The organism is Alphaproteobacteria bacterium, from assembly GCA_033344895.1.
Lineage (GTDB): Bacteria > Pseudomonadota > Alphaproteobacteria > UBA8366 > Aestuariispiraceae > Pacificispira.
The window spans coordinates 2,516,525-2,539,959 of sequence record JAWPMN010000001.1; the positions used below are offsets into that span (position 1 = coordinate 2,516,525).

The 23,435-nt window shown below is 58.4% G+C and carries 22 protein-coding genes; 18 read left to right on the top strand and 4 right to left on the bottom strand.

Annotated features, from left to right (window positions below):
* Positions 1-8: 8 nt before the first annotated feature.
* The 4 genes from R8L07_12310 to cysD all read right to left on the bottom strand — a co-directional run bounded on the left by R8L07_12310 (position 9) and on the right by cysD (position 4,476).
* Complete coding sequence (locus R8L07_12310; protein ID MDW3206310.1) at positions 9-902, bottom strand: VOC family protein; 894 nt, start codon at positions 900-902, stop codon at positions 9-11.
* Positions 899-1,567: a dienelactone hydrolase family protein gene (locus R8L07_12315; GenBank protein MDW3206311.1), complete on the bottom strand. Its 669-nt coding sequence runs from the start codon at positions 1,565-1,567 to the stop codon at positions 899-901. The genes R8L07_12310 and R8L07_12315 overlap by 4 nt, the downstream gene beginning before the upstream one ends.
* Before the next feature lie 93 nt (positions 1,568-1,660).
* Positions 1,661-3,571 (bottom strand): sulfate adenylyltransferase subunit CysN, encoded by a 1,911-nt coding sequence (gene cysN, locus R8L07_12320; GenBank protein MDW3206312.1) that lies wholly within the window; start codon positions 3,569-3,571, stop codon positions 1,661-1,663.
* The gene (cysD, locus tag R8L07_12325) at positions 3,571-4,476 is read right to left on the bottom strand and encodes a sulfate adenylyltransferase subunit CysD (protein ID MDW3206313.1); all 906 of its coding nucleotides are present in this window, start codon (positions 4,474-4,476) and stop codon (positions 3,571-3,573) included. The genes cysN and cysD overlap by 1 nt, the downstream gene beginning before the upstream one ends.
* A 306-nt stretch (positions 4,477-4,782) precedes the next feature.
* Between cysD and R8L07_12330 the strand changes: the two genes are divergently transcribed.
* The 18 genes from R8L07_12330 (at position 4,783) to R8L07_12415 (ending at position 23,432) form a co-directional block, all read left to right on the top strand.
* Positions 4,783-5,520, top strand: coding sequence for an SDR family oxidoreductase (locus R8L07_12330; protein MDW3206314.1), 738 nt, complete (start codon positions 4,783-4,785; stop codon positions 5,518-5,520).
* On the top strand, positions 5,517-6,110 hold the full coding sequence (locus R8L07_12335) for a GNAT family protein (protein ID MDW3206315.1): 594 nt from the start codon (positions 5,517-5,519) through the stop codon (positions 6,108-6,110). Before R8L07_12330 ends, R8L07_12335 begins: the two co-directional genes overlap by 4 nt.
* Before the next feature lies 1 nt (position 6,111).
* Positions 6,112-7,311, top strand: a complete 1,200-nt coding sequence (locus R8L07_12340) for a DegT/DnrJ/EryC1/StrS family aminotransferase (GenBank protein ID MDW3206316.1) — start codon at positions 6,112-6,114, stop codon at positions 7,309-7,311.
* 39 nt (positions 7,312-7,350) lie between these two features.
* A complete protein-coding gene (locus tag R8L07_12345) occupies positions 7,351-8,127 on the top strand; it encodes a class I SAM-dependent methyltransferase (GenBank protein ID MDW3206317.1) in 777 nt (258 codons plus the stop codon).
* 26 nt (positions 8,128-8,153) lie between these two features.
* A complete protein-coding gene (locus R8L07_12350) occupies positions 8,154-9,200 on the top strand; it encodes a hypothetical protein (GenBank protein ID MDW3206318.1) in 1,047 nt (348 codons plus the stop codon).
* Positions 9,201-9,204: 4 nt separating this feature from the next.
* Positions 9,205-10,047: a hypothetical protein gene (locus tag R8L07_12355; GenBank protein ID MDW3206319.1), complete on the top strand. Its 843-nt coding sequence runs from the start codon at positions 9,205-9,207 to the stop codon at positions 10,045-10,047.
* 4 nt (positions 10,048-10,051) lie between these two features.
* Entirely contained in the window at positions 10,052-11,923 is a 1,872-nt protein-coding gene (locus tag R8L07_12360) for an ABC transporter ATP-binding protein (protein MDW3206320.1), read from the top strand.
* A gap of 36 nt (positions 11,924-11,959) precedes the next feature.
* A complete protein-coding gene (locus R8L07_12365; protein MDW3206321.1) occupies positions 11,960-12,763 on the top strand; it encodes a hypothetical protein in 804 nt (267 codons plus the stop codon).
* A 67-nt stretch (positions 12,764-12,830) separates the two neighbouring features.
* The gene (locus tag R8L07_12370) at positions 12,831-14,204 is read left to right on the top strand and encodes a methyltransferase domain-containing protein (protein ID MDW3206322.1); all 1,374 of its coding nucleotides are present in this window, start codon (positions 12,831-12,833) and stop codon (positions 14,202-14,204) included.
* A 42-nt stretch (positions 14,205-14,246) separates the two neighbouring features.
* On the top strand, positions 14,247-15,449 hold the full coding sequence (locus R8L07_12375; GenBank protein ID MDW3206323.1) for an N-acetyl sugar amidotransferase: 1,203 nt from the start codon (positions 14,247-14,249) through the stop codon (positions 15,447-15,449).
* Positions 15,446-16,093 carry an imidazole glycerol phosphate synthase subunit HisH gene (gene hisH / locus R8L07_12380; protein ID MDW3206324.1) on the top strand — a complete coding sequence of 216 codons (648 nt, stop codon included), beginning with the start codon at positions 15,446-15,448 and terminating at the stop codon, positions 16,091-16,093. Before R8L07_12375 ends, hisH begins: the two co-directional genes overlap by 4 nt.
* A gap of 11 nt (positions 16,094-16,104) precedes the next feature.
* Complete coding sequence (locus tag R8L07_12385; GenBank protein MDW3206325.1) at positions 16,105-16,962, top strand: HisA/HisF-related TIM barrel protein; 858 nt, start codon at positions 16,105-16,107, stop codon at positions 16,960-16,962.
* Positions 16,959-18,233, top strand: a complete 1,275-nt coding sequence (locus R8L07_12390) for an N-acetyl sugar amidotransferase (GenBank protein ID MDW3206326.1) — start codon at positions 16,959-16,961, stop codon at positions 18,231-18,233. Before R8L07_12385 ends, R8L07_12390 begins: the two co-directional genes overlap by 4 nt.
* A 62-nt stretch (positions 18,234-18,295) precedes the next feature.
* Positions 18,296-19,801, top strand: coding sequence for a hypothetical protein (locus R8L07_12395; protein MDW3206327.1), 1,506 nt, complete (start codon positions 18,296-18,298; stop codon positions 19,799-19,801).
* Entirely contained in the window at positions 19,801-20,376 is a 576-nt protein-coding gene (locus tag R8L07_12400; protein ID MDW3206328.1) for a GNAT family protein, read from the top strand. The genes R8L07_12395 and R8L07_12400 overlap by 1 nt, the downstream gene beginning before the upstream one ends.
* Positions 20,373-21,083 carry a glycosyltransferase family protein gene (locus tag R8L07_12405; protein MDW3206329.1) on the top strand — a complete coding sequence of 237 codons (711 nt, stop codon included), beginning with the start codon at positions 20,373-20,375 and terminating at the stop codon, positions 21,081-21,083. Before R8L07_12400 ends, R8L07_12405 begins: the two co-directional genes overlap by 4 nt.
* Positions 21,084-21,112: 29 nt before the next feature.
* Positions 21,113-22,111, top strand: coding sequence for a Gfo/Idh/MocA family oxidoreductase (locus R8L07_12410; GenBank protein MDW3206330.1), 999 nt, complete (start codon positions 21,113-21,115; stop codon positions 22,109-22,111).
* 16 nt (positions 22,112-22,127) lie between these two features.
* Positions 22,128-23,432: a DegT/DnrJ/EryC1/StrS family aminotransferase gene (locus R8L07_12415; GenBank protein ID MDW3206331.1), complete on the top strand. Its 1,305-nt coding sequence runs from the start codon at positions 22,128-22,130 to the stop codon at positions 23,430-23,432.
* Positions 23,433-23,435: the final 3 nt, after the last annotated feature.

Sequence of the window (23,435 nt, forward strand, 5' to 3'; positions counted from 1 at the left end):
GACGTCCTCTAAATTTGCGCAAAGGCGATGCAGCAACCGTGCACTGAAACAGAGGGAACGATCAAGCCTGCACGGGCCCAGAGTGTTTCAATACCTCTGGAATCAAGCTGTCGGCGGAGCGCATCCAGGTCGTCGACCCCGATCCGGGTGCCGGCGAAATGAGGCGTTTTCGGCGCGTTCGGATCGGCCGAGCCGCCATACCAATCGGCGTAGGCCGACGGGGACAGGACACGCACTCGCCCGCGGGTCGTTTCGCAGGTTAGCCCCTCCTCATTCTGGCTGACGGCCTCCGGAGCCTGAAGTTTCTCCAGCAGGGGGCGCAGGGCGGCCGGGTCCTCGGCAATCATCACCACTTCCTCGACGAACCGCGCCCCGTTTGGATGCACTTGATACTCCGGTTTCCAGAAGTATTCCGGCGCGTGCTGCTGGCAGGTGAAGAAGACGGCCTCCGGCGCTTCGGGCGCCGGTACGAAGGCCAGCGAGAAGGCGACACGCACGGATTTCCCATCCGGCAGCACCGCCTGGCGTTCAAAGTCGAACGGCTCCAGATCCGGCAGGCCGCGCCTGGCGAACTGATCCCGATCCGCGCGGGCGTCCCGGCTTTCGAAGACCAGCATGGCCAACCCTTCACGGGCCTGCAGGTAATCGTTCAGATAGGTCCCGAAACTGAAGCTGCGCTCCCCATGCGGAAACAGGTTTCCCGGTTCGGCGACTTCGATGACTTCCAGAAAGCTGCCCTGCAACTGAACCAGCCGGTTCGAGGTGCCCCAAGGATGCATGGCCCGCGGCGTCAACCGGAAGCCCAGGGCCTCATACCGCTCCGCCGCCTGGTCCAGGTCGGAAACCGCCAGAACGAGATGGTCGATGCCGCGGTCGGGAAGATAGATCGCTTCCCGGGTCACCCGACATGCTCCGCAAGGAAGGCGGTCGTCCGGGCAAGGGCCCGTTCCGCGCTCTCGGCGTGGTAGCTGCTCCGGAGGTCGCAGTTGAACCCGTGATCGGCCGGATAGACGAAGGACTGCACGCCAGGATACATCGATTCCAGCATGGCGCCGTCGGTCGACGGAATCATACCGTCCAGGTCGCCATAATGCAGCATCACCGGGCAGGTCGGCGCTTCATCCTTGAAGGCGGCGGCGGTCCCGTAATATCCGACAGAGGCGTCGAGCGCAGGGATGCGCGCGGCCGCCAGCCACGCCAGGGCGCCGCCATAGCAGTAGCCGACGGTGGCCGCCTTGAGACCTTCATCCTTCAGGGCGGAAACCGCGGCCGCGATGTCGAGGACAGGATTATCGAATCCGACCTCGACCCGGATATCGCGTCCTTTCTGGACGTCCTCGGCCTCATAGCTCAATTCGACATCCGGTTGGTGGCGGTCGAAAATCTGCGGGGCGATGGCGACGTAACCCAGGGCGGCGAAACGGTCGGCAACGGCACGGATATGGCGGTTCACGCCAAAGATTTCCTGGATCACCACCACGCCGCCGCGGGCCGGCATCTCCGGGTCCGCGCGATAGGCGCCGAACTGGTGCCCGTCGGATGCCTTCAACACGATTGTACGTCCCATCTGCCTCTCCCGATCCGTCGCAATATCACCTTTGCAGATATAGGAGCGGACGGGGCGTTCGGCCATGACCAATATGCCCCGTCGATGAGAGGATCAGACGAAACCGCGTTCCTTCAGGAAGGCGAAAACCTTCTCCGCGAGAACATCCGGATCGCCTTCTGTCGTATCGATCCGCAGTTCCGGATTTTCCGGTGCCTCATACGGTGAATCGATCCCGGTAAAGTTCTTGATCTGACCGGCGCGGGCCTTGGCATAGAGCCCTTTCGGATCCCGGTCTTCGCAGACCTCCAGCGGCGTATCGACGAAGACCTCGACGAATTCTCCGTCTTCCACGAGGTCGCGCGCCAATTGCCGTTCGCTGCGGAAGGGGGAGATGAAGGAAACCAGAACCAGCAGACCGGCGTCGACGAAGAGCTTTGCCGTCTCCGCAACGCGCCGGATGTTTTCCACCCGGTCCGCCTCGGTGAAGCCGAGATCCTTGTTCAGCCCATGGCGAACATTATCGCCATCGAGGATATAGGTGTGACGTCCACTGGCGATCAGGCGCTTTTCAACAAGGTTGGCGACGGTGGATTTTCCGGCGCCCGACAGGCCGGTAAACCAGAGCACTGCCGGTTTCTGTCGCTTCAGTTCCGCCCGCGCCTGCTTGTCGACATCCAGTTCCTGCCAAACCAGGTTGGTTGCGCGGCGCAAACCGAACGAAATCATGCCGGCCCCGACCGTCGCATTGGTATAGCGATCAATCAGGATGAAGGATCCGGTTTCAGGGTTCTTCTCGTAGGGGTCGTAGGCCACCGCATGATCGAGGGCGAGGTTGCAGACGGCGACCTCATTGAGCTCGAGCGTCTTCGCCGCGGTATGTTCCAGCGAGTTGACGTTGATCTTGTGCTTCAGTTCGGTCACCGCCGCGCCGACCGTCTGGGTTCCGATCTTCATCAGATAGGGCCGTTCCGGCAGCATCGGCTGATCGGACATCCAGACCAGATGCGCCGCGAACTGATCGGTAACCTCCGCCGGGGTCTCGGCATCGGCAAGGATGTCGCCGCGGCTGATGTCGACCTCGTCCTCCAGAACCAGTGTTACCGCCTGACCGGGGCCGGCTTCCTGAAGGTCGCCGTCGAAGGTGACGATCCGTTGAATTGTGCTTGTCTTGCCGGAGGGAAGTGCGGCGACTTTCTGGCCCTGGCGAACCGGTCCGCCGGTGATCACGCCGCTGAAGCCCCTGAAATCGAGATTGGGCCGGTTGACCCATTGCACGGCCATCCGGAACGGGCCGTCCGCCCGGTCCTGCGGCAGCGGTGCGGATTCCAGGGCCTCCAGAAGCGTCGGCCCATCGTACCAATCGGTCTTGTCGCTGCGGGACAGAACGTTGTCGCCCTCCAGCGCGGACATCGGGATCGCGGTGATGTCCGTCAGTCCAAGCTGAGCGGCAAACGCCCGGTACTCCGCCTCGATCTCGTCGAAGACCGACTGGTCGTAATCGGCCAGATCCATCTTGTTGACGGCCAGAACGACGTTGCGGATGCCCAGCAGCGAGACGATGAAGGAATGGCGGCGGGTCTGGGTCAGCACGCCTTTGCGGGCGTCGATCAGAATTACGGCCAGGGAGGCGGTCGACGCCCCTGTTGCCATGTTCCGGGTATACTGCTCGTGGCCCGGCGTGTCGGCGACGATGAACTTCCGCTTGTCCGTGGCAAAGAAGCGGTAGGCGACATCGATGGTGATGCCCTGCTCGCGTTCCGCCTGCAGACCGTCGACCAGCAGCGCAAAGTCGATCCCGCCCGCGACGGTGCCGTCGCGTTTGCTATCGGCCTCCAATGCGGACAACTGATCTTCAAAGATCAGTTTTGAATCGTACAGCAGCCGGCCGATCAGGGTCGACTTGCCGTCATCGACCGATCCGCAGGTGATGAAGCGCAGCAGGTCCTTGTTTTCCTGCTCCGCCAGATAGGTATCAATTTCCGCGACGGTCAGCGGAGCGGCGATTTCCGGATTGGCACTCATCAGAAGTATCCTTCGCGCTTTTTCTTTTCCATCGACCCGGACTGATCATGGTCGATAACGCGGCCCTGCCGTTCGGAGGTGCGTGCAATCAGGGTTTCAGCAACAATTTCCTGAAGCGTCGCCGCCTCGGATTCGACGGCGGCGGTCAGCGGGTAACAACCCAGCGTCCGGAACCGCACCGTCTTCATCTCCGGCGTCTCGCCTTCGTTCAGCGGCATCCGGTCGTCGTCGACCATGATCAACTGGCCGTCGCGCTTCACGACCGGGCGCGGCTTGGCAAAGTAGAGAGGTACGATGGGGATGTCCTCGGCCATGATGTATTGCCAGATGTCCAGCTCAGTCCAATTGGACAACGGGAAGGCACGTACGCTTTCCCCCTTGGCGATGCGCGTGTTGTAGAGATTCCAGAGCTCGGGACGCTGGTTCTTCGGATCCCAGACATGGCCCTTGCTGCGGAAGGACATGACCCTTTCCTTGGCACGGGATTTCTCCTCGTCCCGCCGGGCGCCGCCGATGGCGCAGTCGAACTTATGCGCGTCCAGTGCCTGCTTGAGCGCCTGGGTCTTCATGATGTCAGTGTGCAGGCTGGAACCGTGGCTGAACGGTCCGACACCATCGCGCAGACCATCCGGATTGGTATGCACCAGCAGTTCAACGCCGAGCTCAGCCGCCCGGCGGTCGCGGAATTCGATCATCTCCCGGAACTTCCACGTCGTATCGACATGCAAAAGCGGGAAGGGTGGTTTCGACGGATAGAACGCCTTCATCGCAAGGTGCAGCATCACCGACGAATCCTTGCCGATGGAGTACATCATCACCGGGTTTTCGAAGGAGGCCGCGACTTCCCGGAAAATATGGATGCTCTCCGCTTCGAGGCGGCGCAGGTGGGTCAGGCGATCGGACATGGATTGAGGATTCCGTCGTGTTCAGTTCAGGACAGTCATAATACGCGGCTGCATAACGGAGTGCGCCGGTCGTGTCCACACTAATTTAGTGTAAATTTATCTGACGGCCGAATGCGTAGCTGTCGTACTCCCAATATCAAATTCTGTTGACACCAAAATTGCAGCAGCTTACATGGCTGGAGCACCGGCAGTGGATTCACTGCGGGTGCGGTAGCTTGGAAAATTCCTGAGCTAGGCCGATACGCGATCCGCATACTTGCTGTCGCAGCCTAGGATCGAAACCCACACCAGAAAGCGAATTTCCACGTGACGTCATTCCAATTGGCGGGACGAACGGCGGTCGTCACCGGCGCCTTGGGCAAGATCGGCAGGGCCATTGCTGATGGTTTTGCGAATGCCGGCGCAACCGTGATTGGCATTGACCGCGACGCTGACAAAGGTGGTCGCTATCCCGTTATCGCGTATGATGTCGGAAATCCGGAAGCGGTTCCGGAGTTAATGGACCAGTTGGGTGCGGATTTTACCGTTTGGGTGAATGCGGCATATCCGCGGACAGAAGACTGGGGCAGGGACCCAGGCGACGAAACCCCGGAAAACTGGATTCGCAACGTCACGCTGCAAATGACTGCGTCCTGTGTGATCGCTGAAGCGGCATGCCGCAAGATTGCGATGCACGGCGGTGGGGCCGTGTTGAACATTTCGTCGATCTATGGCCTGCGCGCACCGGATTTTTCGATTTATGAAGGAACCTATATGGGGGTTCCTGCCCCTTACACGGCGATCAAGAGCGGCATCATAAATCATACCCGTTATCTGGCAGCGCGTTATGGCCGGGATGGCGTTCGCGTCAACGTTTTGGCGCCCGGCGGAATTGCTGCGGGACAGCCGCAGTCCTTCCAGCGCCGCTACTCGGCTCGTACGGCGCTGGGACGCCTCGGTGAAGCTGCCGATATCGCCGGCCCCGCCGTATTTCTGTGTTCGGATGCAGCGGCCTACGTGACAGGGGTCTGTCTGCCGGTCGATGGCGGGTGGCTTGCCGTATGAGAGGTTGTGATTCGGCCGCTCCGACTCTGATCGGCACCCAGGTCTCTTTGGAACCGTTCACGATGTCTCATGCGTCCAATCCCAGTTATCTGCATTGGCTTCGCGACAGGGAAGTCGTTAAGACGCTTAATCTGCCAAGGTATCTGGAACGGTCCGTCAGCGATGATGAAATCCTCGACTATTGCCGGACTGCGATAGCGGCAGACAATACTCTCTTCTTTGCCCTGTGTGAGACAGAGGGCAATCGGTTCGTCGGAACGGTCAAGGCCGCGTCGATAGACCTGTTCGCTGGAACCGCTGACATTGGAATCATGCTCGGTGACCGGACCTGCTGGGGCCGGGGATATGCCAGCGAGGCCCTGGCTCTTCTGTGTACATACCTTTTCGATGTCGTTGGGTTGCGTCGCCTTACTGCCGGATCCATGGCAAACAATCCGGCGATGATCCGGGTGTTCGAGAAGCTGGGTTTTCAAATCGAAGGCGTGGCCCGGCAGCAAGACCGTTTCGGTGACGACTATCTCGACCACATTCACATGGGGTGCCTTCAGGACGAGTTCCTGGGTTTCCCCCCTTCCCAAGGAAATACTTGAGATGAAGAATACCTGGCGTTTCGGCGATCATGAGTTTGGCTATCTGCGCGAAGTGCTGGATTCGGGATTCGGATCCGGGACCTCAGGCAGCATGAACAACCGCTTCGAATCCGCTTTCGCTGAAAAAGTTGGCGCCAAATACGCTGTAACATTCAACTCCGGAACGTCCACGCTGCATGCTGCGCTTGACGCTGTCGGCGTGGGGTATGGTGACGAGGTTATTACCGCGCCCCTTACGGTGATTTCGAACCTGGACGTAATTCTGGCGCAGAATGCGGTGCCGGTCTTCGCTGACATCGACCCGGATACTTTTAACATCGATCCGGATGACGTTGCCCGCAGGATTACCTCGCGCACCAAGGCCATTATGCCGATCTCGCTCTATGGACTGAGCTGCGATCTCGATCCGCTGATGGAGCTTGGCCGAAAGCACAACATTGCGGTCATCAACGATGCGGCCGAAGCGTTCGGTACTTTGTACAAAGGACGCCCGATCGCGGAGATCGCGGACATCACGTCCTATTCAACAGAGAACTCGAAGCACATTACGACAGGTGACGGCGGTATTGTCGTGACCAACAACGAAGCCTATGCAGGTTGGATGAGAAAGTTCGGCAGCCTGGGGTATGCGGCGCTCAAGGCAAAGGATGGGCGCATCCGGAACAACAAGGATATTTTCCAAGATCCGACCTACAAACGTCATGACGCCTACGGCCATAACTATCGGATGCCGGAAGTCGCCGCGGCGCTTGGCCTGGCGCAAACCGAGCGTATGGATTGGTTTCTGGACATCCGCCAACGCATCTCGCAAATGTATCTGGAGGTGGCGGCAGAAGCTGACTATCTCGTGCCGCAGAAGGTGCCGGACGGGTATCACAACAGCTATTGGACCGTCGCGTTCCGGTACGAGCGCGACGATGTATCGTGGCAGGAGTTCCGCCACAAATACACGGAGTTCGGCGGCGACGGGATCTATGCGGCATGGGCACTTCTGTATCATGAAACGATCATGACGTCCGGTGCCTGGAAGCGTCGCTGCCCACCCCTATACGATGGCATCGATTTTCCTGAGCAAGGACTGTGTCCGAACGCCGAGGCGGTGCAGCCCAAAATCATGCAGTTCGTCAACAATTACGGCAGCATCGAAGACGCGGAGCCCAAGGTCGAGGCGCTGCGGAAAACGATTGCGCATTTTCGGTAATAAAGCGTTTCGAAACGCTTCCGTATTGAGGACAAGGTAATGACGAAAGATACTTCCGTTATGGCGAAATTCATGGATTGGCTTCGCGGCGATTCCAAATCCATCAAGTCGCGTTTCTTCTACCGACCCCTGGAACGCTTGGATCTCTTTTGGAGCACCAAGATTCGCGGCGAAACATATACCGAATGGTATCGCCGCCGGATGAATCGCATGGCCGAAAAAAGCAGCAAGGCCAACCGCCCGCTGTCTCAGAAGTATCTCGACAATGCCGTCATTCAGGTAAACTACCTGAAGCACCATGACCTGAAGCCGGATCACGACGTTCTGGAATATGGGTGCGGCATTCTAAGGGTCGGTCTGCATCTGCTGCCATATCTGGAGGAAGGCCGATATACGGCGGCCGACATTTCGGAGAACCGGATCGAAAAAGGGGTTGGTATCCTCGCGGAGAAAGGGTTCGACAGGTCCGGCTATCGTACCGTGGTCCTTACGACCGCGGAGGCGCGGGAACTCGGTGATGTCCGATATGACTATATCCTTGCCCATGACGTGTTTGCCCATATGCCGCTGAGCGAATGTCATGTTTGCCTCAAAAGCCTGGCGCGCCACCTGAAGCCGAAGGGGCAGATCTTCGTTACCTTCGATATCTCTGACGAAGCCTTCTCCACGAACGCCAAGGACTATTGGTTCACCCGCGATCAAATCCGGAAAATGGCCGAAGAAGCACGACTCGTATCGCAGGAAATGGAAGATTGGGCCGACTTCAAGCTGCCGACCCAGACCACCCAGAAGATGTTCCGCTTCACCCATGTTTGAGTGATTGACGGAAGAGAAACGGGGCGATGAGCGACACCATGTCCGACGACGGGGTAGCTGTGGGCCGGATTGTCTGTACCTGCCTGGAACTGACGACCGCCGACTTTGTCAATGTAATGACAGAGAATCCGGAACTGGATTTCGAGCGATTGCTGGCAAAAAGCGGTGCGGGTTCAAAATGCACGGCGTGCAGGCTGGATCTGGAGACGATCTATGTCGATCGCTTTGATACACTGGTTCGGTCCGGGGTTGCGGCAAAATCAGGCGACGGCACGGGCGCGGGCAGAACTTCGAAACGCCTCGATCTGAGCCTTCGTGCTTTCCTGCGGTCCGGATTGCGGATGCTGGACCGGATCGCGCCGATGCACCCAGTCATGCTTCGGGACTTTTCGCCGGTTGTTGCAGGCGCCGGACTGCAGCAATCGGTGCGGATCGCCAACGATCCGGTTTTCACCGATGCGGAAAAATCCTGTAGCTCGATGACAGCGTCGATCGTACTTCGTGACGGGGATGGGCGCGTTTTGAAGAGGGAGCAGCACACCATTCCGCCCAACGGTATGATTTCGGTTCCGCTGAGCGAAACCCTGCTGGAATCGGCAGTCCGCGCGGGCCGTGCGCCAAGTGAAGGCGAGTTGGTCTGCGGCGCCGTGGAGACGAGCCGCCGCTGGAAGTCCCCGTCGACCCGGGGCACTACCCGGCCGCAATTGTTGATCGAGGGGCGTTCGGGCAACGGTTCGGTCCATTCCCAGGGGCCGGCCGGAATTGGCACCTATCATTTCAGTTTGGCGGTGAAGCCGGATGGGGAGCGATCCTTTCTGGCCGTCACCAATGCGGACAGCCGTGTGCTGACGGTTCAGATTGATTATCCCTTGAATGCCGACGACTGCCAGATCCGCATACCGGCATTTGGCGCCCGGCTCATAGAACTCGATGCGGTAGCGGCGGCCCGCGCACAAGGCGTGAAAAAAATAGCGGCTGTCACAGCCAAAGTGGACGGGGGGTGCAAGACGCATCTGTTGACCGCATCGCCCAATCTCGATCGTGTCGCGATCGATCATCCGGCCGAGGCCTGAGCCAATGGCCTACCATTATCTGATCCCTTTGGTTTTCTCGAAGCCCGTTGGATACGAAATGTCCCTCGCGGTCCCAGGGGCGCTGATCGCTAAACGCCTGGCGGAACGCAGCGCCCGGGTGCAGGTCGAGGTGAGGGCCACCATAGACGGCAGCCTTGTCTTCGAAGAGGTGCGGCAAATTGATTTCAGTGACCCGGCAGCCGCCGCCGGCGTCGAGGAGTTCTCGATTCCGGCCAAAAGCGATGCTGACGACGGTCTGCAACCGGGTTTTATCGAGGTGGAAATTTTGAACCCGGACGGAAAAGCCGTCTTTTCCACTAAGGCGCCGCCAGAACTCTACGGCCTCTATTTCCGGGAAGGACGGCAGTCATTCCGCGCCGACGGCAGCTACAAGTTCGGTGCGCCGTCCGTTATTGCCTCGGTCGCGGAAAACAAAGCTTTTGTCGAATCATATCCGGTTATCTGCATCGATCTGGAACGCGGATGTTTAGAATCCCTGTCCCTTGTTAATCCATACACAAGGGCGCTTCTCGTTTCAGGCAAGACGGCAGACGGCCGGGAATTCAAACGAACGCGCGTCGCGGCCCGGTCCGCGGTTAAGCTGGACCTCACGAAGCTATTGCGGCCAGGCGAAACCAGGCTTGATACGCGCCTTCAGATAACCGCGACAAATCGAGTGCTGACGTATCACGTGCGGCATGATGGATTGTCGGTGCCTTACATCTCGGATCACGAACATTTGGATATCTTTCGGTCCGACCCCACACACACACCATTGTCGCTTTACCTGCGGGAGCGGTTCGCCCGGACTCTGAAGCGCCGCTACGGGATTCGAATCAGTGAGTAATGCCATGAGTAAGCAGTTGGGCATGAGCGCCGGCAGAGCGGTTCTCGATGAGAACACCGCCTCGCGATCCACTGTGGTGAAAATTGCCCGGCTTTGTGGGGTAAAGAAAATTCAGGTTGCCGCCGTGGCGGGGCTGGGATTGGCGGGTGTCCTGTTCGACGCCCTCGGTCTCACGATGTTGTACCCGATCGGTGAGTATCTGTTGAATGAAGGTGAAATGGATTCACTGTTGGCGACATCCCGTGTCTGGGGTGGGTTGCACACGGCATTCGGCTGGTTCGGAGTTGAGCCGGGTATTGCTGCCGTTGTGGCGCTTTCAGCTGGATTTCTGCTGTTTCGGCAGGCGGTGACCTATCTGCGCCTTGTCTACCAGGCGTCGCTCAGTTTCATGCAGGCCCGGAGAATCCGGCGCTTGCTCTTCCTGGATTTTCTGGCGGCGAGGCTTGATTATCAGGAACGTCTGTATTCAGGCCCGTTTGCAAACTCGATGACGACAGAGACCACTCAGGCCTCTCAATCCATCAGTACGCTTCTGGAATTTCTGAACGCCTGCGCCTTTACCGTCGGCTACGTGTTGCTGCTGTTCTGGCTGTCCCCATTGGCCGCCCTTGCGGTGATCGCCGTTCTGGGGGCGGTGGGGTTTGGCATGCGCAATCTGCTGCGCCGTGTCCGGGATCTCAGCCGCGAGATCGTCACGGCAAATGCGGACTATGCTCAGCACTTCCTCGAACGCTGTCGCGCAGGGCGCCTTATCCGGCTGACCCAGTCCGAAGACTTCGAAGTGTACAATGCGACCCGGCTGTTGAATCGCCAGGAAAAAAAGAACGTGCAATCCATCAAGGCGATTGCCGTGACCGAAATCGGAATTGAGCCGCTTGCGTTGGTGATCGGCATTCCGCTGCTGGTCGCCGCGGTCGTGGTCTACGGCGCGGACTTGCCGACAGTTGGCATGTTTCTGGTCATCCTGGCCCGATTGGCGCCCATGGTGAAACAATCCATGCGCGGATGGCAGGCCTACTTGCGAGTGCGCGCCTCTGCCGAGAACATTCTCGCGGTCGCGGAAGAACTGGCGTCTGCTCGAGAGCAGTCCGCAGGCGTAAGCAGCCTGCCACTTCCTGTCGAGGAAATCCGCTTTGAGGATGTAAGCTTTTCCTATCCCGATGCCGACCGTCAGGCGCTGGATGGCATCAACATGTCAATCCCCGGCAAGCAGATGACCGCGATTGTTGGGCCGTCCGGCAGCGGGAAATCGACACTGATCGATTTGTTGCCCCGGCTCAGGGTGCCCACCCTTGGCCGCGTCACGGTCAACGGGACGCCGTTGGAGGACATCCGGATTGATGATCTGCGCGCCCAATGCGCCTATGTCAGCCAGAGTCCCACACTGCTCTCCGGTACGATTGCGGAGCATATCGGCTATGGAATGGGTGAACTGGACCAAAAGTCGATTGAGGAAGCTGCAAACCTTGCCAATGCGGCAGAGTTCATCGACCGGTTGCCAAAAGGGTATGCCACCCATCTGGGCGAGAGTGGGACCGGATTGAGCGGAGGGCAGAGGCAACGTGTCGAACTGGCGCGTGCGCTCGCCCGGCGTTCCTCCATCCTCATCCTGGATGAACCGACGAGCAATGTGGATGGCGAAAGCGCGGCGCGGATTGCCGACGCGTTGAAAAAGATTCGCGAGCAGACGGACACAACGATCATCATCGTGGGACACCAACTGCGCGCAATCGAGGGAGCCGACCAGATCGTCGTTATTCGAAATGGCAGGGTAGAGGCGCATGGCAAGCATGAAGACCTCGCGGCGCAACCAGGTTGGTATCGCAGCACCTGGTCACGCCAGACCGGTGTTGACCCGAGAGCGGATGACGAATAAGCGGCGTTTGCAGCTTCGCGCTAAGGAAACCCTGAAATGAAAATCGGTGCCCTGATCCCTGTGCGTTTGACGTCCGAGCGGTTGCCTGGCAAGGCGCTCATGGACCTGGCCGGTAAGCCGGTCATTTTGCGTCTTCTGGAACGAGTGGCGGCCTGCCGGTTCATTTCGTCGCCGGAACACGTCGTGGTGTGTGCGACGACCGACGCGTCGGATGACCCGCTTGAGAAGGTTGTCACCGAAGCCGGATACTCTGTGTATCGCGGGGAAACGGATGACATTATCGCCCGTTTCGACGGTGCCATGCGGGCTTTCGATTTTGATGCGGTCATTCAGGCTGATGGCGACGACCCTCTTTCAGCAACAGAATACATGGACGTTGTCATGGCGCGCCTGCTGGAGGATTCGGAGGTCGACATTGTAACCGTCGATGGCCTTCCGCTAGGTACGGCGACGAAGGCCTTCACACGTCGGGCAATGGACAAGGTGATCCGGTCTTACAGACAGGGCCGCAACGACACCGGTTTCATCTACTTCTTCACCAAATCCGGTCTTTGCCGACACGAGGTCATCCAGCGAACGGACCCGGCGCACAGCTTGCCGGATGCTCGATTGACACTGGACTACCCGGTCGATCTTGAGGTGTTTCAGGCGATCTTTGAGGCACTCGAACGTCCGGATGGGCCATTCGGGCTGAGCGAAACCGTGGAATTCCTAAAGCTGAACCCGGAGGTTCGGAACCGGAACCTTACGGTTCAGGATGAGTACTGGCAGCGAACCGCCGCCAAGACAGAACTTTATATGGACGATCCCGACGGTACGGTTCGGAAGATCGTATTCTGACCCAAAACTGTGCATCCGGCATAGACCGGTTCGTACCCTATCGCGCATTGACTGGAGACTTGAGACCATGACGAAATCCGCAACCAAGGCAGCGCCATCGAAACCGGCCAGCGCCGATGCTGCAGAAGGGGCTGCTGAGCGCGAGACCTTCGTTACCAGCAAAGGACGCGAGATAGACTACAATCCGGGCCACCTGGAGTTTATGGATCGTACCCGCGGCAAATTCACCAATACCGCGGCGATCAGTGACTATGTCGATCGCGCCAGCACTTTGGTCGCGGGCGATTACGACAAGATTTCCTCAGAGAACAAGGACTCCGTCCGGCTGAAGGAAAGCAAGATTTCGCTCTGGTCCTATTCGCACCGTTACGCGCATGCCTGCATGGTCCCCGAACTGCTTAGGGGCTTGCCGGTCAAACGCAAGTTCAAGCGCATGCTGGATATCGGCTGCGGTTTCGGTGTGCAGCCCGCCATTCTGAAAGGGATCGGTGTGGTCGAGGAAGCACACGGTATCGATATCGTCGACCGGGCTAGCGCGATCAAACCCGAGACGCTGCAAAAACTGCATCGCCGGATGCGCCATCTGAAATATGTCGACGGGTATGTCGAGCGCTTGTCCGATCGCGATCCGGAGGATCTCACTCCGATGCAACGCGCGATCGTTCAGAAAGTGCAGACGCCGCGGCTTTCCGTTTACCGCGCCAGCGGGATCATGCTGCCCAAAACCATTTACAACAACAAACTGGTCGCAGAGCCGAAACTGGACGCGTTCTGGGAAGCGGACGTCTATAAGCATGAGGAACGGTATGACCTGATAACCGCGTTTTCCTGCGTTGAGTGGTTCCGCTCCAAGGAACTCTTCCAGAAGGTCGCGGATATGCTGGAAGTCGGCGGAATTTTTTACATGTACGTTGCCAACTGGTGGGGCGGAAACGCGGCGGTTCGTGCCAACGGGCTGTTCCCTTATGCCATTCAGCGTCTGGATGACGAAGAACGCGAGGACTACGTCAAACGTCAGTACCCGGACAACGCAGCAGAAGTCCGGAATCTGTATGAGTACTATGATACAGACCGCCCGACGCAGAAGGATTACATCGAGGCGGCCTTGCAGGCGAATTTGGTTCCGGTCGTCCATAGGATGGCAGTCGCTCCCTACAAGTATGCGCAGCGTCGAGGCATTACGCCGTTGGGATACGCGATTGACGATCATGCGCGGTTCCGCGAAGCGCTGGAGGATATTCGACGCTTCCGTCCCGATGTCGGGGCCGAGGACTTGCTGTCCAGCCAGAGCTATCTGGCGTTCATGCGGGTTGATCCCGATGCGCGGATGAACCGTGCCAAGTACCAGGAAGTTTCGAAAAAGGTGGATTTCCATTATCGGCCAAAAGGTCCGATTGAACGCTTCCTGCGCGAAAAGGGACTGAAGTTTCTTCTGAAGTAAGACAGAGAGATCAATCCTGAACGACCTTCGAGTTCCTCACCAATGTCCGAACGCCATTACTGCGCGCGATGCCTGGAACCGGTTTTCCGACCGGGACAGGTCCTCGACAGTGAAGGAGTCTGTCGACCCTGCCGGTATGCCGAGACCCATGACGCTATCGATTGGGACGAACGCCGCCGGCAGTTGGATCGGCTTGTTGCCGAAACCAAGGCCGCGGCGGAGGGACCATACGACTGCTTGATCGGGGTAAGTGGTGGGAAGGACAGTTTACGGCAGGCGATAATCGCCCGGGACGAACTTGGGCTGAAGCCGCTGCTGGTCTGTTGCTCCTACCCGCCCGAGCAAGCGTCGGACCGGGGGCAGCGCAACCTGTCGAATCTGGTCAGTGAAGGTTTCGATCTTCACTATGTCTCGCCTGGGCCGCGGACCTGGAAACAGATGATGCGGATCGCCTTTCTGGAGCAGGCGCAATGGACGCGGCCGACGGAGTTGGCGCTTTTCTGCTCAGTGGTGAAGACAGCGACCACCATGCAGATCCCTCTCGCGATTTTGGGAGAGAATCCAGCCCTGGCATTCGGTGCGGAAGCGGGGACGCAGGATGCCGATGCTGCCGGATTCCGGTCCTACGACACACTCCGGGATGGTTCGGTCGACAGTTGGGTTGCTAAAGGTATCTCGAGAAACCGCTTGTTTTGGTACGATATTCCCGATGCGGAAACGTGTGCGAAGTTAAAACTTCGCATGATCTATATCGGTTACTTTTTTCGCGACTTTCACGATGTGGCGAATACTGAATTCGCCAAGTCGCGCCGATTCCATCCGCGGACCGGGAAGATGGCGGATCCAGCCTATACCGGTTCGCTCAATCCCTATGAATCCGTGGACGAGGATTTCGTTCATCTGAATCAGTATTTGAAATCGGTGAAACTTGGATTCGGCAAGGTCATTCAGCAGGTCAGTGTCTATGTGCGCTACGGTGGAATGAGCCGGGATGAAGCAGTCGAACTTGCGCTCAAGTACGACGGTATCCTGGATGATGAGCTGATCGACCAGTTCTGCCGATACCTCGAAATTGACAGGGCCACTTTCGACGAGGTTGAGAACCGAATCCGCAACAAGGAAATCTGGCGGCTGAACAATGAAGGGCGCTGGGAGCATCGCCACCCACCGACTACGGAGCTGATCGAAGAGCGAGGCAGGTCTGCTTCCGCGGCAGCAGGCCCGGCGGGGGCGAAGCGGTCATGAAGATTGCGATCATCGATATCAGTATCGGGAATATTCGCAGTGTCGAACTGGCCTTGCACAGATGTGGCGCGGATGTTGCGATCCTGCGTGATCCTGCAGGCTTGGATGAGGTAGACGGAATCGTTTTGCCAGGGGTGGGAGCCTTCAGGGCGGCTATGGAATGCCTGAAATCAGGCGGGTTCATGGATCCGCTTCATTCCAATGTCGTGGAGCGCCAGAAACCATTCCTTGGTATCTGTATTGGGATGCAGTTGATCGGCGAAGGGTCCGATGAAGGCGGGCAATGGACCGATGGTCTCGGATGGCTACCCGGCCATTGTGAACGCCTGAAGGGCGGTCAGGACTGTCCTGTTCCCCATGTCGGATGGAACGATGTTTCGGTCGCCCGGTTCGACGGACTTTTCCGGGGACTTCCCGATCGCCCGCACTTCTTCTTCGACCATTCCTTCGCCTATGTCGGAGCGAACCGGGACGATACGGTCGCTGAGGTCGTCTACGGTGCCGAACGGTTTGCCGCGGCCTTGTCGCGGAACAATATTCGTGCCGTACAGTTTCATCCCGAACGCAGCCAGCGCGATGGTGCGGCGCTGTTCGGGAACTTCGTTTCTTTTACCGCCGCGCGGACCAAGCGTGCGGTTGCCTAGGATCACGACCCTTGCTTAAGAGGCGGATCATTGCCGGTATCGTCGTCAAGGACGGGTGGGCGGTGCAAAGTATTGGCTTTCACCGTTATCTGCCTCTGGGCGACCCCGCGATTATTGCCGAAACCCTGGATCGTTGGCAGGTCGATGAAATCGTCCTGTTCGATATCGACGCGACCCCACGGGGAACGGGTCCGGATATCGAACTGATCGGCCGCGTTAGCGCCGCAATTTCCACACCATTGACCGCGGCCGGAGGCGTTCGGACTGTGGAGGATGCCCACAACGTCATTTCGAATGGGGCGGATAAGGTCGCGATCAACACCGCGGCTTTCCACTCGCCGCGGCTCGTGCGGGGTATCGCTGATTTGTATGGTCGCCAATGTGTCGTTGCCTCCATAGATGTTCAACGTGACCCGCAAGGCGAGGCACGGCTGTTCAATCGATGGGTGCCCGTCCCCAGCGTTGATGTTGGGGAATTTGCAAGGACACTCGCCGATTCCGGCGCTGGCGAAATCCTTCTGAACAGCGTCGACCGTGATGGTTCGAAATCGGGGTTTGATCTTGAATTGGTGCGGCAGGTGGCGGCGCCTCTGACAGCGCCGCTGATCGTACTTGGTGGTGCCGGAAAACCGGAGGATATCGCGGAAGCTGTGACCGTGCCTGGGGTCGCCGCAGTGGGGGCTGCCAATTTCTGGACTTTCAGCGAACACAGCGTCGCTCAAGCCAAGGCTCTGTGCGAGGAGAAGGTCGGACGCATTCGTGTGAATGAGCGTATCAACTATCGGGGCCGCTCTGTGGCGCGGGCGGGGAGAACCATGCCGCCAGAAGAAGCGGCATTGGACCGTATGGTCGGGGAGCGGCTTCAGTGATTTCGGAGATCCAATACTGCGCGCGTTGTCTTTACCCGTCCACGCATCCGCTGGGACTCACGTTTGATGCCGATGGTGTTTGCAGCGGTTGCCGCGTGCATGAGGAAAAGGACGAGTTGGACTGGTCTTCGCGTTTTCGCAGGTTGGAAGCGCTGGTCGAACTGTATCGAAGCCGGTCCGGGCAAAGGTACGATTGCATCGTTCCGGTGAGTGGCGGTCGGGATTCCTACTTTATCGTCGATGTGGTCGTGAACCGGCTCGGCTTGAACCCTCTGCTTGTTTCCTACAATCGCCATTACAATTCGGCGATAGGACATCGCAATCTGGCGTATTTGCGGACCATTTTTGACTGTGACTATGTTCAGTACACATTGTCACCGGTTGTCGCCAAGGCACTGACCCATTCGACGCTCGAGAAACTTGGAAGTTTTCACTGGCAGGTCCTCGCCGGCGAGACCGTCTGGCCCGTTCGCTGCGCTGTTCAGTACCGGACTCCATTGATTATCTGGGGGGCCCATCAGGGGGTCGACCAGGTTGGCATGTTCAGCCATCTGGATGAAGTCGAAATGTCCCGATGGTATCGGAAGAACCATGATCTGATGGGGCTGGAGGCGGAAGATTTGGTCGACGAGGCCCGCGGTCTTCCGGAACGCGATCTGCTGCCCCTGTTTTACCCGGACGACCGTCATCTGGCAGCAATCGGCGTACGCGGCATCTATCTGAACAACTACATCCGGTGGGACAGCAAGGCGCAGCACGAAGACATGATTGCGCGACACGGTTACGAAACCGGCGATCTCGATCGCACGTTCGATCGTTACAACGATGTGCATTGCGTTCACTATGCCGGCCTGCATGACCAAGTCAAAATGGCTAAGCATGGGTACGGAAAAGCGAGGGATCATGCCTGTCGGGAACTGCGCTTGAAGCGCCTGGACCGCGGCAGCGCCCAGCGCCTCGTTCAGCGATACGAACATGCGGATGCTTCCGACGGCCAGGCGCTTTTCGATTGGCTGGAAATTTCGGAAAGCGAGTTCTGGAACCGGATTGACCGGCATCGGAACCCACGCGTTTGGCAGCGGCGAGGCAAAGAGTGGCAGCGTGCCGGCCACCCTGAATCTCCGACGATCGAGACCGTTGCGCGCGTGGCCCTGGATGTGATTGAACCGATGGATTTTTCGAGCGGGACACCACGTTCCGAAGACGACGAGAAATATCGCCTCTTCGCGAGAGGCTTTGTTGATTCCGAGTACGGAGAGGAGACCGTTTAATGCCCGGTGACCGCCACCTTTGGATCGTTCCGGCGACCGAGCTTCGCTGGCTTTGGGGGCCATTGGCGGGGGAGGTCTACAAACGCCGCGGCATCAAACCGGTTCTGCTCTGCACGACCGAAAAGGACGCGGGGTACTACCGGTCCCAGATTGCCGCCGATGTCCCGGCTGAAGTGCTGGTACTCCCGGATCGGTATTCTCTCATCCAGGCACCGGAAAAGTTGCCTTCCTTGCAGGAGTCGATGGTCGCGCTTCAGAAGTTTGAGCGCGATACGGGATATTTGTTTGTCCGCGATATGTTGCTGCCGGATCGCCAGTTCGCGCGGTCGTTTCTGGTTGGTGCGGACAAGATCGCGAAATCGAAAAGCACGGCGAGAGCCACGCCGGAGCTCATCTGGCGAGTCGGTGGCGTGCTCGCGGATTTTGCCCGCCGACTTGCAGAGACGCACCCGCCAGCTCTGTTTGTATGTTTGACGGGGGGGACCGGGATGGCAACCCGACCCTTGACGGCGGCGACGCGACTGGCGGGCGGGCAAATGCGCAACCTGGTTCATACGCGTTTCGGCTATCGCTACTACTGGGCGGAGGATGAGAAGCACAACGCGGCCTATCTGCGGGATCTTCTGTCGAGCCTTCCGATGCCGGCCGATGAGGAGGTCGAGCGGGTCAAGCAGGCGCTTCGTCCGACGGGAGATTTCGAATTCTATGTCTCCCGTATGCGCAGCCAACGCCGCCTGGACCGAATGGCAATACATATGGCAAGGAATGTGTGGAAGCACATCCGATATCACGTGTCGCGCAGTCGAAAGGCCAAAATCGGTTACTACATGATGGGCGAGCTCGGCATGATCATGAATGCCCGCAGGCAGGCCAGATTTCTGGTCAGCGACGCATGCACTCGACTCGCCGACCTGCCAGAAGACAAGCGCACGGTTTTCTTCCCGTTGCAGGTCGAACCGGAGATCTCCCTCCACGCGCTGGTTCCGGATTACTTCGATCAACTGAATTCGGTGGGACGGATCGCGATGAATCTGCCGGCGGACACATTGCTGCTGGTGAAGGAGCATCCGGCCCAGATCGGACGCAGGGGCAAAGAGTTCTATGATCGGATTTTGGCGTTTCCGAATGTCCGGCTCATAAGCGAAACCGAGCATAGTTATCCGATTATTCGTCGTTCGGACCTGATTATTGCTGTGACCAGTTCTGCCGCGCATGAGGCGGCGGTGATGGGGCGGAAAGTCGTATATCTGCATCAGAGCGGCATCCTGGATCACCTTCCCCATGTGAAATATCTGCCGCCGGAGAAAGGATTTGCCGCGCTTTCGGGTCTCCTGAATGATGAGGGGCAATGGCCAAGTGAGGAAGATCGGATTCGGTTTGGTGTGCGCTACTACGCCGGTTTGGAACAACATGCGCTAGATTTCGCCCAGATCGGTACGGACATTTTCAACCGGAACCGCGAGGTGAAGGAAAGTGAGGTCGCGATGATTGTGGACAGTCTCGAGGCTTCCCTCCAGGACGACAATTTGGCGGAACTCTCCGAATATCAACGGACGAGCGCATCGTGATGACGGAACAGACGGCATATCTGTCCAGCGGATCGACGGTGCTGCGCGGGTTCAGGGAGCAGGACCTGGAAGCGTTGGCCGGTTGGTGGGACAATCCTGCTGTTACTGAGTTGCTGGAGATGGGCGCGCGGCCGACCCGTCCTAAGGAACTGGCGGATTTCTGGCAGCTTTGCTCGGCCCGTGACGATTGCGTCGTCTTCGCCATCTGTGAGCGGAACAGCGGTAATGTGATCGGGACTTGCGGGCTGTACCAGATCAGTTGGATCGCCCGCCGTGCCCAATTCAATATCCTGATCGGCGAGCCGTCAGTCTGGGATCAGGGACATGGCACCCGATCGACCGAGTTGAGCCTTTCCTACGCATTTGACACGCTTAACCTGGAAAGCGTTCATCTTGGTGTGAATGCCGAGAATGTCCGCGCCATGCGCTCCTATGAGCGTGCGGGGTTTGTGAAGGAGGGGGTACGCCGCCGGTTCGTCTATCGCAATGGTCGGTACTATGACAGCGTGATGTATTCCATTCTACGGAACGAATTTGACGCCGGGCGGGCGGCGAATGGCGAGGACAAGTCGTGACTGCGGTTGATCCTGTACTTGGCGTTATCCAGGCGCGTATGGGCTCCAGCCGGACTCCGGGTAAGGCGTTGGCGCCTTTGGCCGGGAAGCCGTTGATCGGCCATATGATCGATCGGATGCGTGCGGTTCCTCATGTGACGGAGATCGTCCTGGCGACCAGTACAGATCCCAGGAACGACCCGTTGGTCGACTATTGCGCGGAGCAGGGGGTTCCGGCCTTCCGTCACCCGGATGAAGACGATTTGGCGGGTCGTGTTGCCGGCGCAATAAAGGGGCGCGGCGGAGACTTCATTCTGAAAACGGGAGGCGATTGCCCTTTCATCGATCCGGCAGTCCTTGAGAAAATGATCGTGACTGCCGTTGAAAGTGGCGACGCGGATTTTGTGTCGAACCGGGTTCAATGGTCCTATCCGTTGGGATTGTCCGCCGACGTTCTGAGCCGCCGGGCGATCGAGTGGGCGGATGCAACGCTGACATCCACGGAAGACCGGGAATTGTTCGCAGTCTACATTCGCGACCATCCGGACCGCTTCAAAGTGCTTCCGATTGTGAATGACAGCGATCTGTCGCATCACAATTGGTGTGTCGATACACCGGAAGATCTTGCTTTCGCACGCCGGGTCTTTGATGCGCTGTACCCTTCCGACCCATGTTTTGGCATGGAGGCTGTGCTGGCGTTTCTGGACAGTGAAGGGCGGCCGGAGTGACACGCTGCCACAGTCCGTGGCACGTCCTGTTGGTCGGCGGCGGCAAGATCGCCCTTGGCAACAGGGGGCTGGCGAAAGGGGTCGCACTGAGCCATGCCGCGGCAATTCAGTCGCTTGGTCAGGATCGTGTTCAAATCCGGGCGGTTGTGGATCCGAATGCCGGCGTTGCGTCGTCGGTCGCTGAACTGGGCGCTGCATACCATGGCAAACTGGAAGACGTTCCGGTCAGTTCCGGCCAGAGTGAAATCGTAGTGATTTGCACGCCGGTCCACAGTCGCTTCGAAGTCTTGCAGCGCGCGCTTGATAGAAAACCGGCTGCGATCATCGTGGAAAAGCCGCTGGCCGGGAGTTTGGAAGAGGCAGTGCGAATCGTGCAGGAGGCCGAACGGGCCGACTGCCCGGTTCTTGTGAACTATAACCGGCGGTTTGACCGGCGCCTGATCCGGGAACGCCCCACCGAACCAGATCAATGGCTCTGCGGTCAACTAAACTATGGGCGAGGCCTCTATCATTATGCGAGCCATGCCATTGACTTGATGCTGCACTGGTTTGGTCCCGTTGCGTCCGTTCTGTGGTTGCCGGGAGCTGCCAACGAAACGTCCGCGGATCCAAGCTGGTCCTTCGTCCTGAACTTTGAAAACGGCTTCACGTTTCAAGCGAGCGGTTTGGACGACTTGCCCTATGATCTGTTCGATATCGACCTGTTGGGGCCGAATGGCCGGCTGAGATTGATTGCTGGAGGGGCATCCATACAGCGAGAGGGCATTTGCGAGAATGCCTACTATAACGGTTACCGTCACCTGATGCAGAGCCGTGTCGACACCGGAACGGTTGGTGGATTTGTCGAACTCTACGATCAGCTTTTCAACTGGCTTGACGGTTCGATTCCTCATCTTCCGGCCTGTTTCGGACGCGAGGCGCTTGCGACAACAGCCATAATCGCCGCCGTCGAACTATCCCGGAAATCTGCCGGACGGTCGATCAATCCGGCGCGCCTGCTCGATGAACTGATCCAACAACCTCTATGAAACGAAGAGAGTTGCTATGAGTGACGCTTCAATACCCGCCCTGCTTGGGGGGCCTAAAATCAACCCCGACCGCCCGTTTCAGTTCAACAGCGCGATTGGCGAGGAGGAAGCCCGCGCGGTGCAGCAGGTCATTGCGTCGAAGGAACTGAGCGGCTTCATCGCCTCCCCCGGTGAACCGTTCTGGGGCGGGCCGAAGGTGCGCGAGCTACAAGACATGATGAAGGACTACTTCGGCGTCGCTCATGCGGTTGCGGTCAATTCGGCGACATCGGCCCTGCATTGCGCGATGATGGCCTGCGGCTTGGGCCCAGGGGACGAAGTAATCACATCCCCCTATACGATGAGCGCAACCTCCACGACGGTTCTTTTGACTGGCGCAGTGCCGGTGTTCGCCGATATCGAGGACCGCACGTTCGGTATCGATCCGGCGTCGGTCGAGGCAAATATCACCCCGCAGACAAAGGCAATTTGTGCGGTAAACATATTTGGCCATGCGGCGCGTCTGAGCGAACTGCGACGGATCGCTGATCGGCACGGACTCTATCTGATTGAGGATAACAGTCAGGCTCCCGACGCCATCCACCAGGGTCAGCAGACGGGAACGGTCGGCGATATCGGGATCTTCAGCTTCAACCGCCATAAGGTCATGCAATCGGGTGAAGGCGGTGTTCTGATCATGAAAGATTCTGCCCTCTACCAGAAGGCAGCATTGTTCAGAAATCACGGTGAGGCCGTGGTCGATGCAATGGGGATCGAGGATATTGTTAACACAGCCGGGCTGAACCTGAGGATGACCGAGATGGAGGCCGCTGTTGCTGTTGAGCAATTCAAAAAGCTGCCTCGATTGAACGCCGAGCGAATTGAATTGGCCGAAGCGTTGACCGAAGCCTTATCCGACATCCCGGCGATCGTTCCTCCGGCCGTCGAACCGGGCGACCGTCATGTCTTCTACATGTATGCCATGAAGTTCGATGAGGCCGCTGCAGGCATGTCCAGAAACCTGTTTGCAGAGGCGATGCTGGCTGAAGGACTTTTCGTGCGTGCCGGCTATCTGCGTCCGACCTATCTGGAACCAATGTATCAAAAGAAGATCTGTCTGGGGCCTTCCGGTTTTCCGTTCACAGCGAATCCGAGAAACGAAAACCTCAGCTATGCTCCGGGGCTTTGTCCGACATGTGAGCGGTTGCAGGACAAGGAGCTGATGATCACGGCGGTCATGCAGCCGCCCCAGACCGTTGAGGACATGAAGCGTTGGGCGGCGGGGGCGCGAAAGGTTCTGGCCGCCCGTGATGATCTGGTGTCGCGCAGTCAGCACGCTTGATCT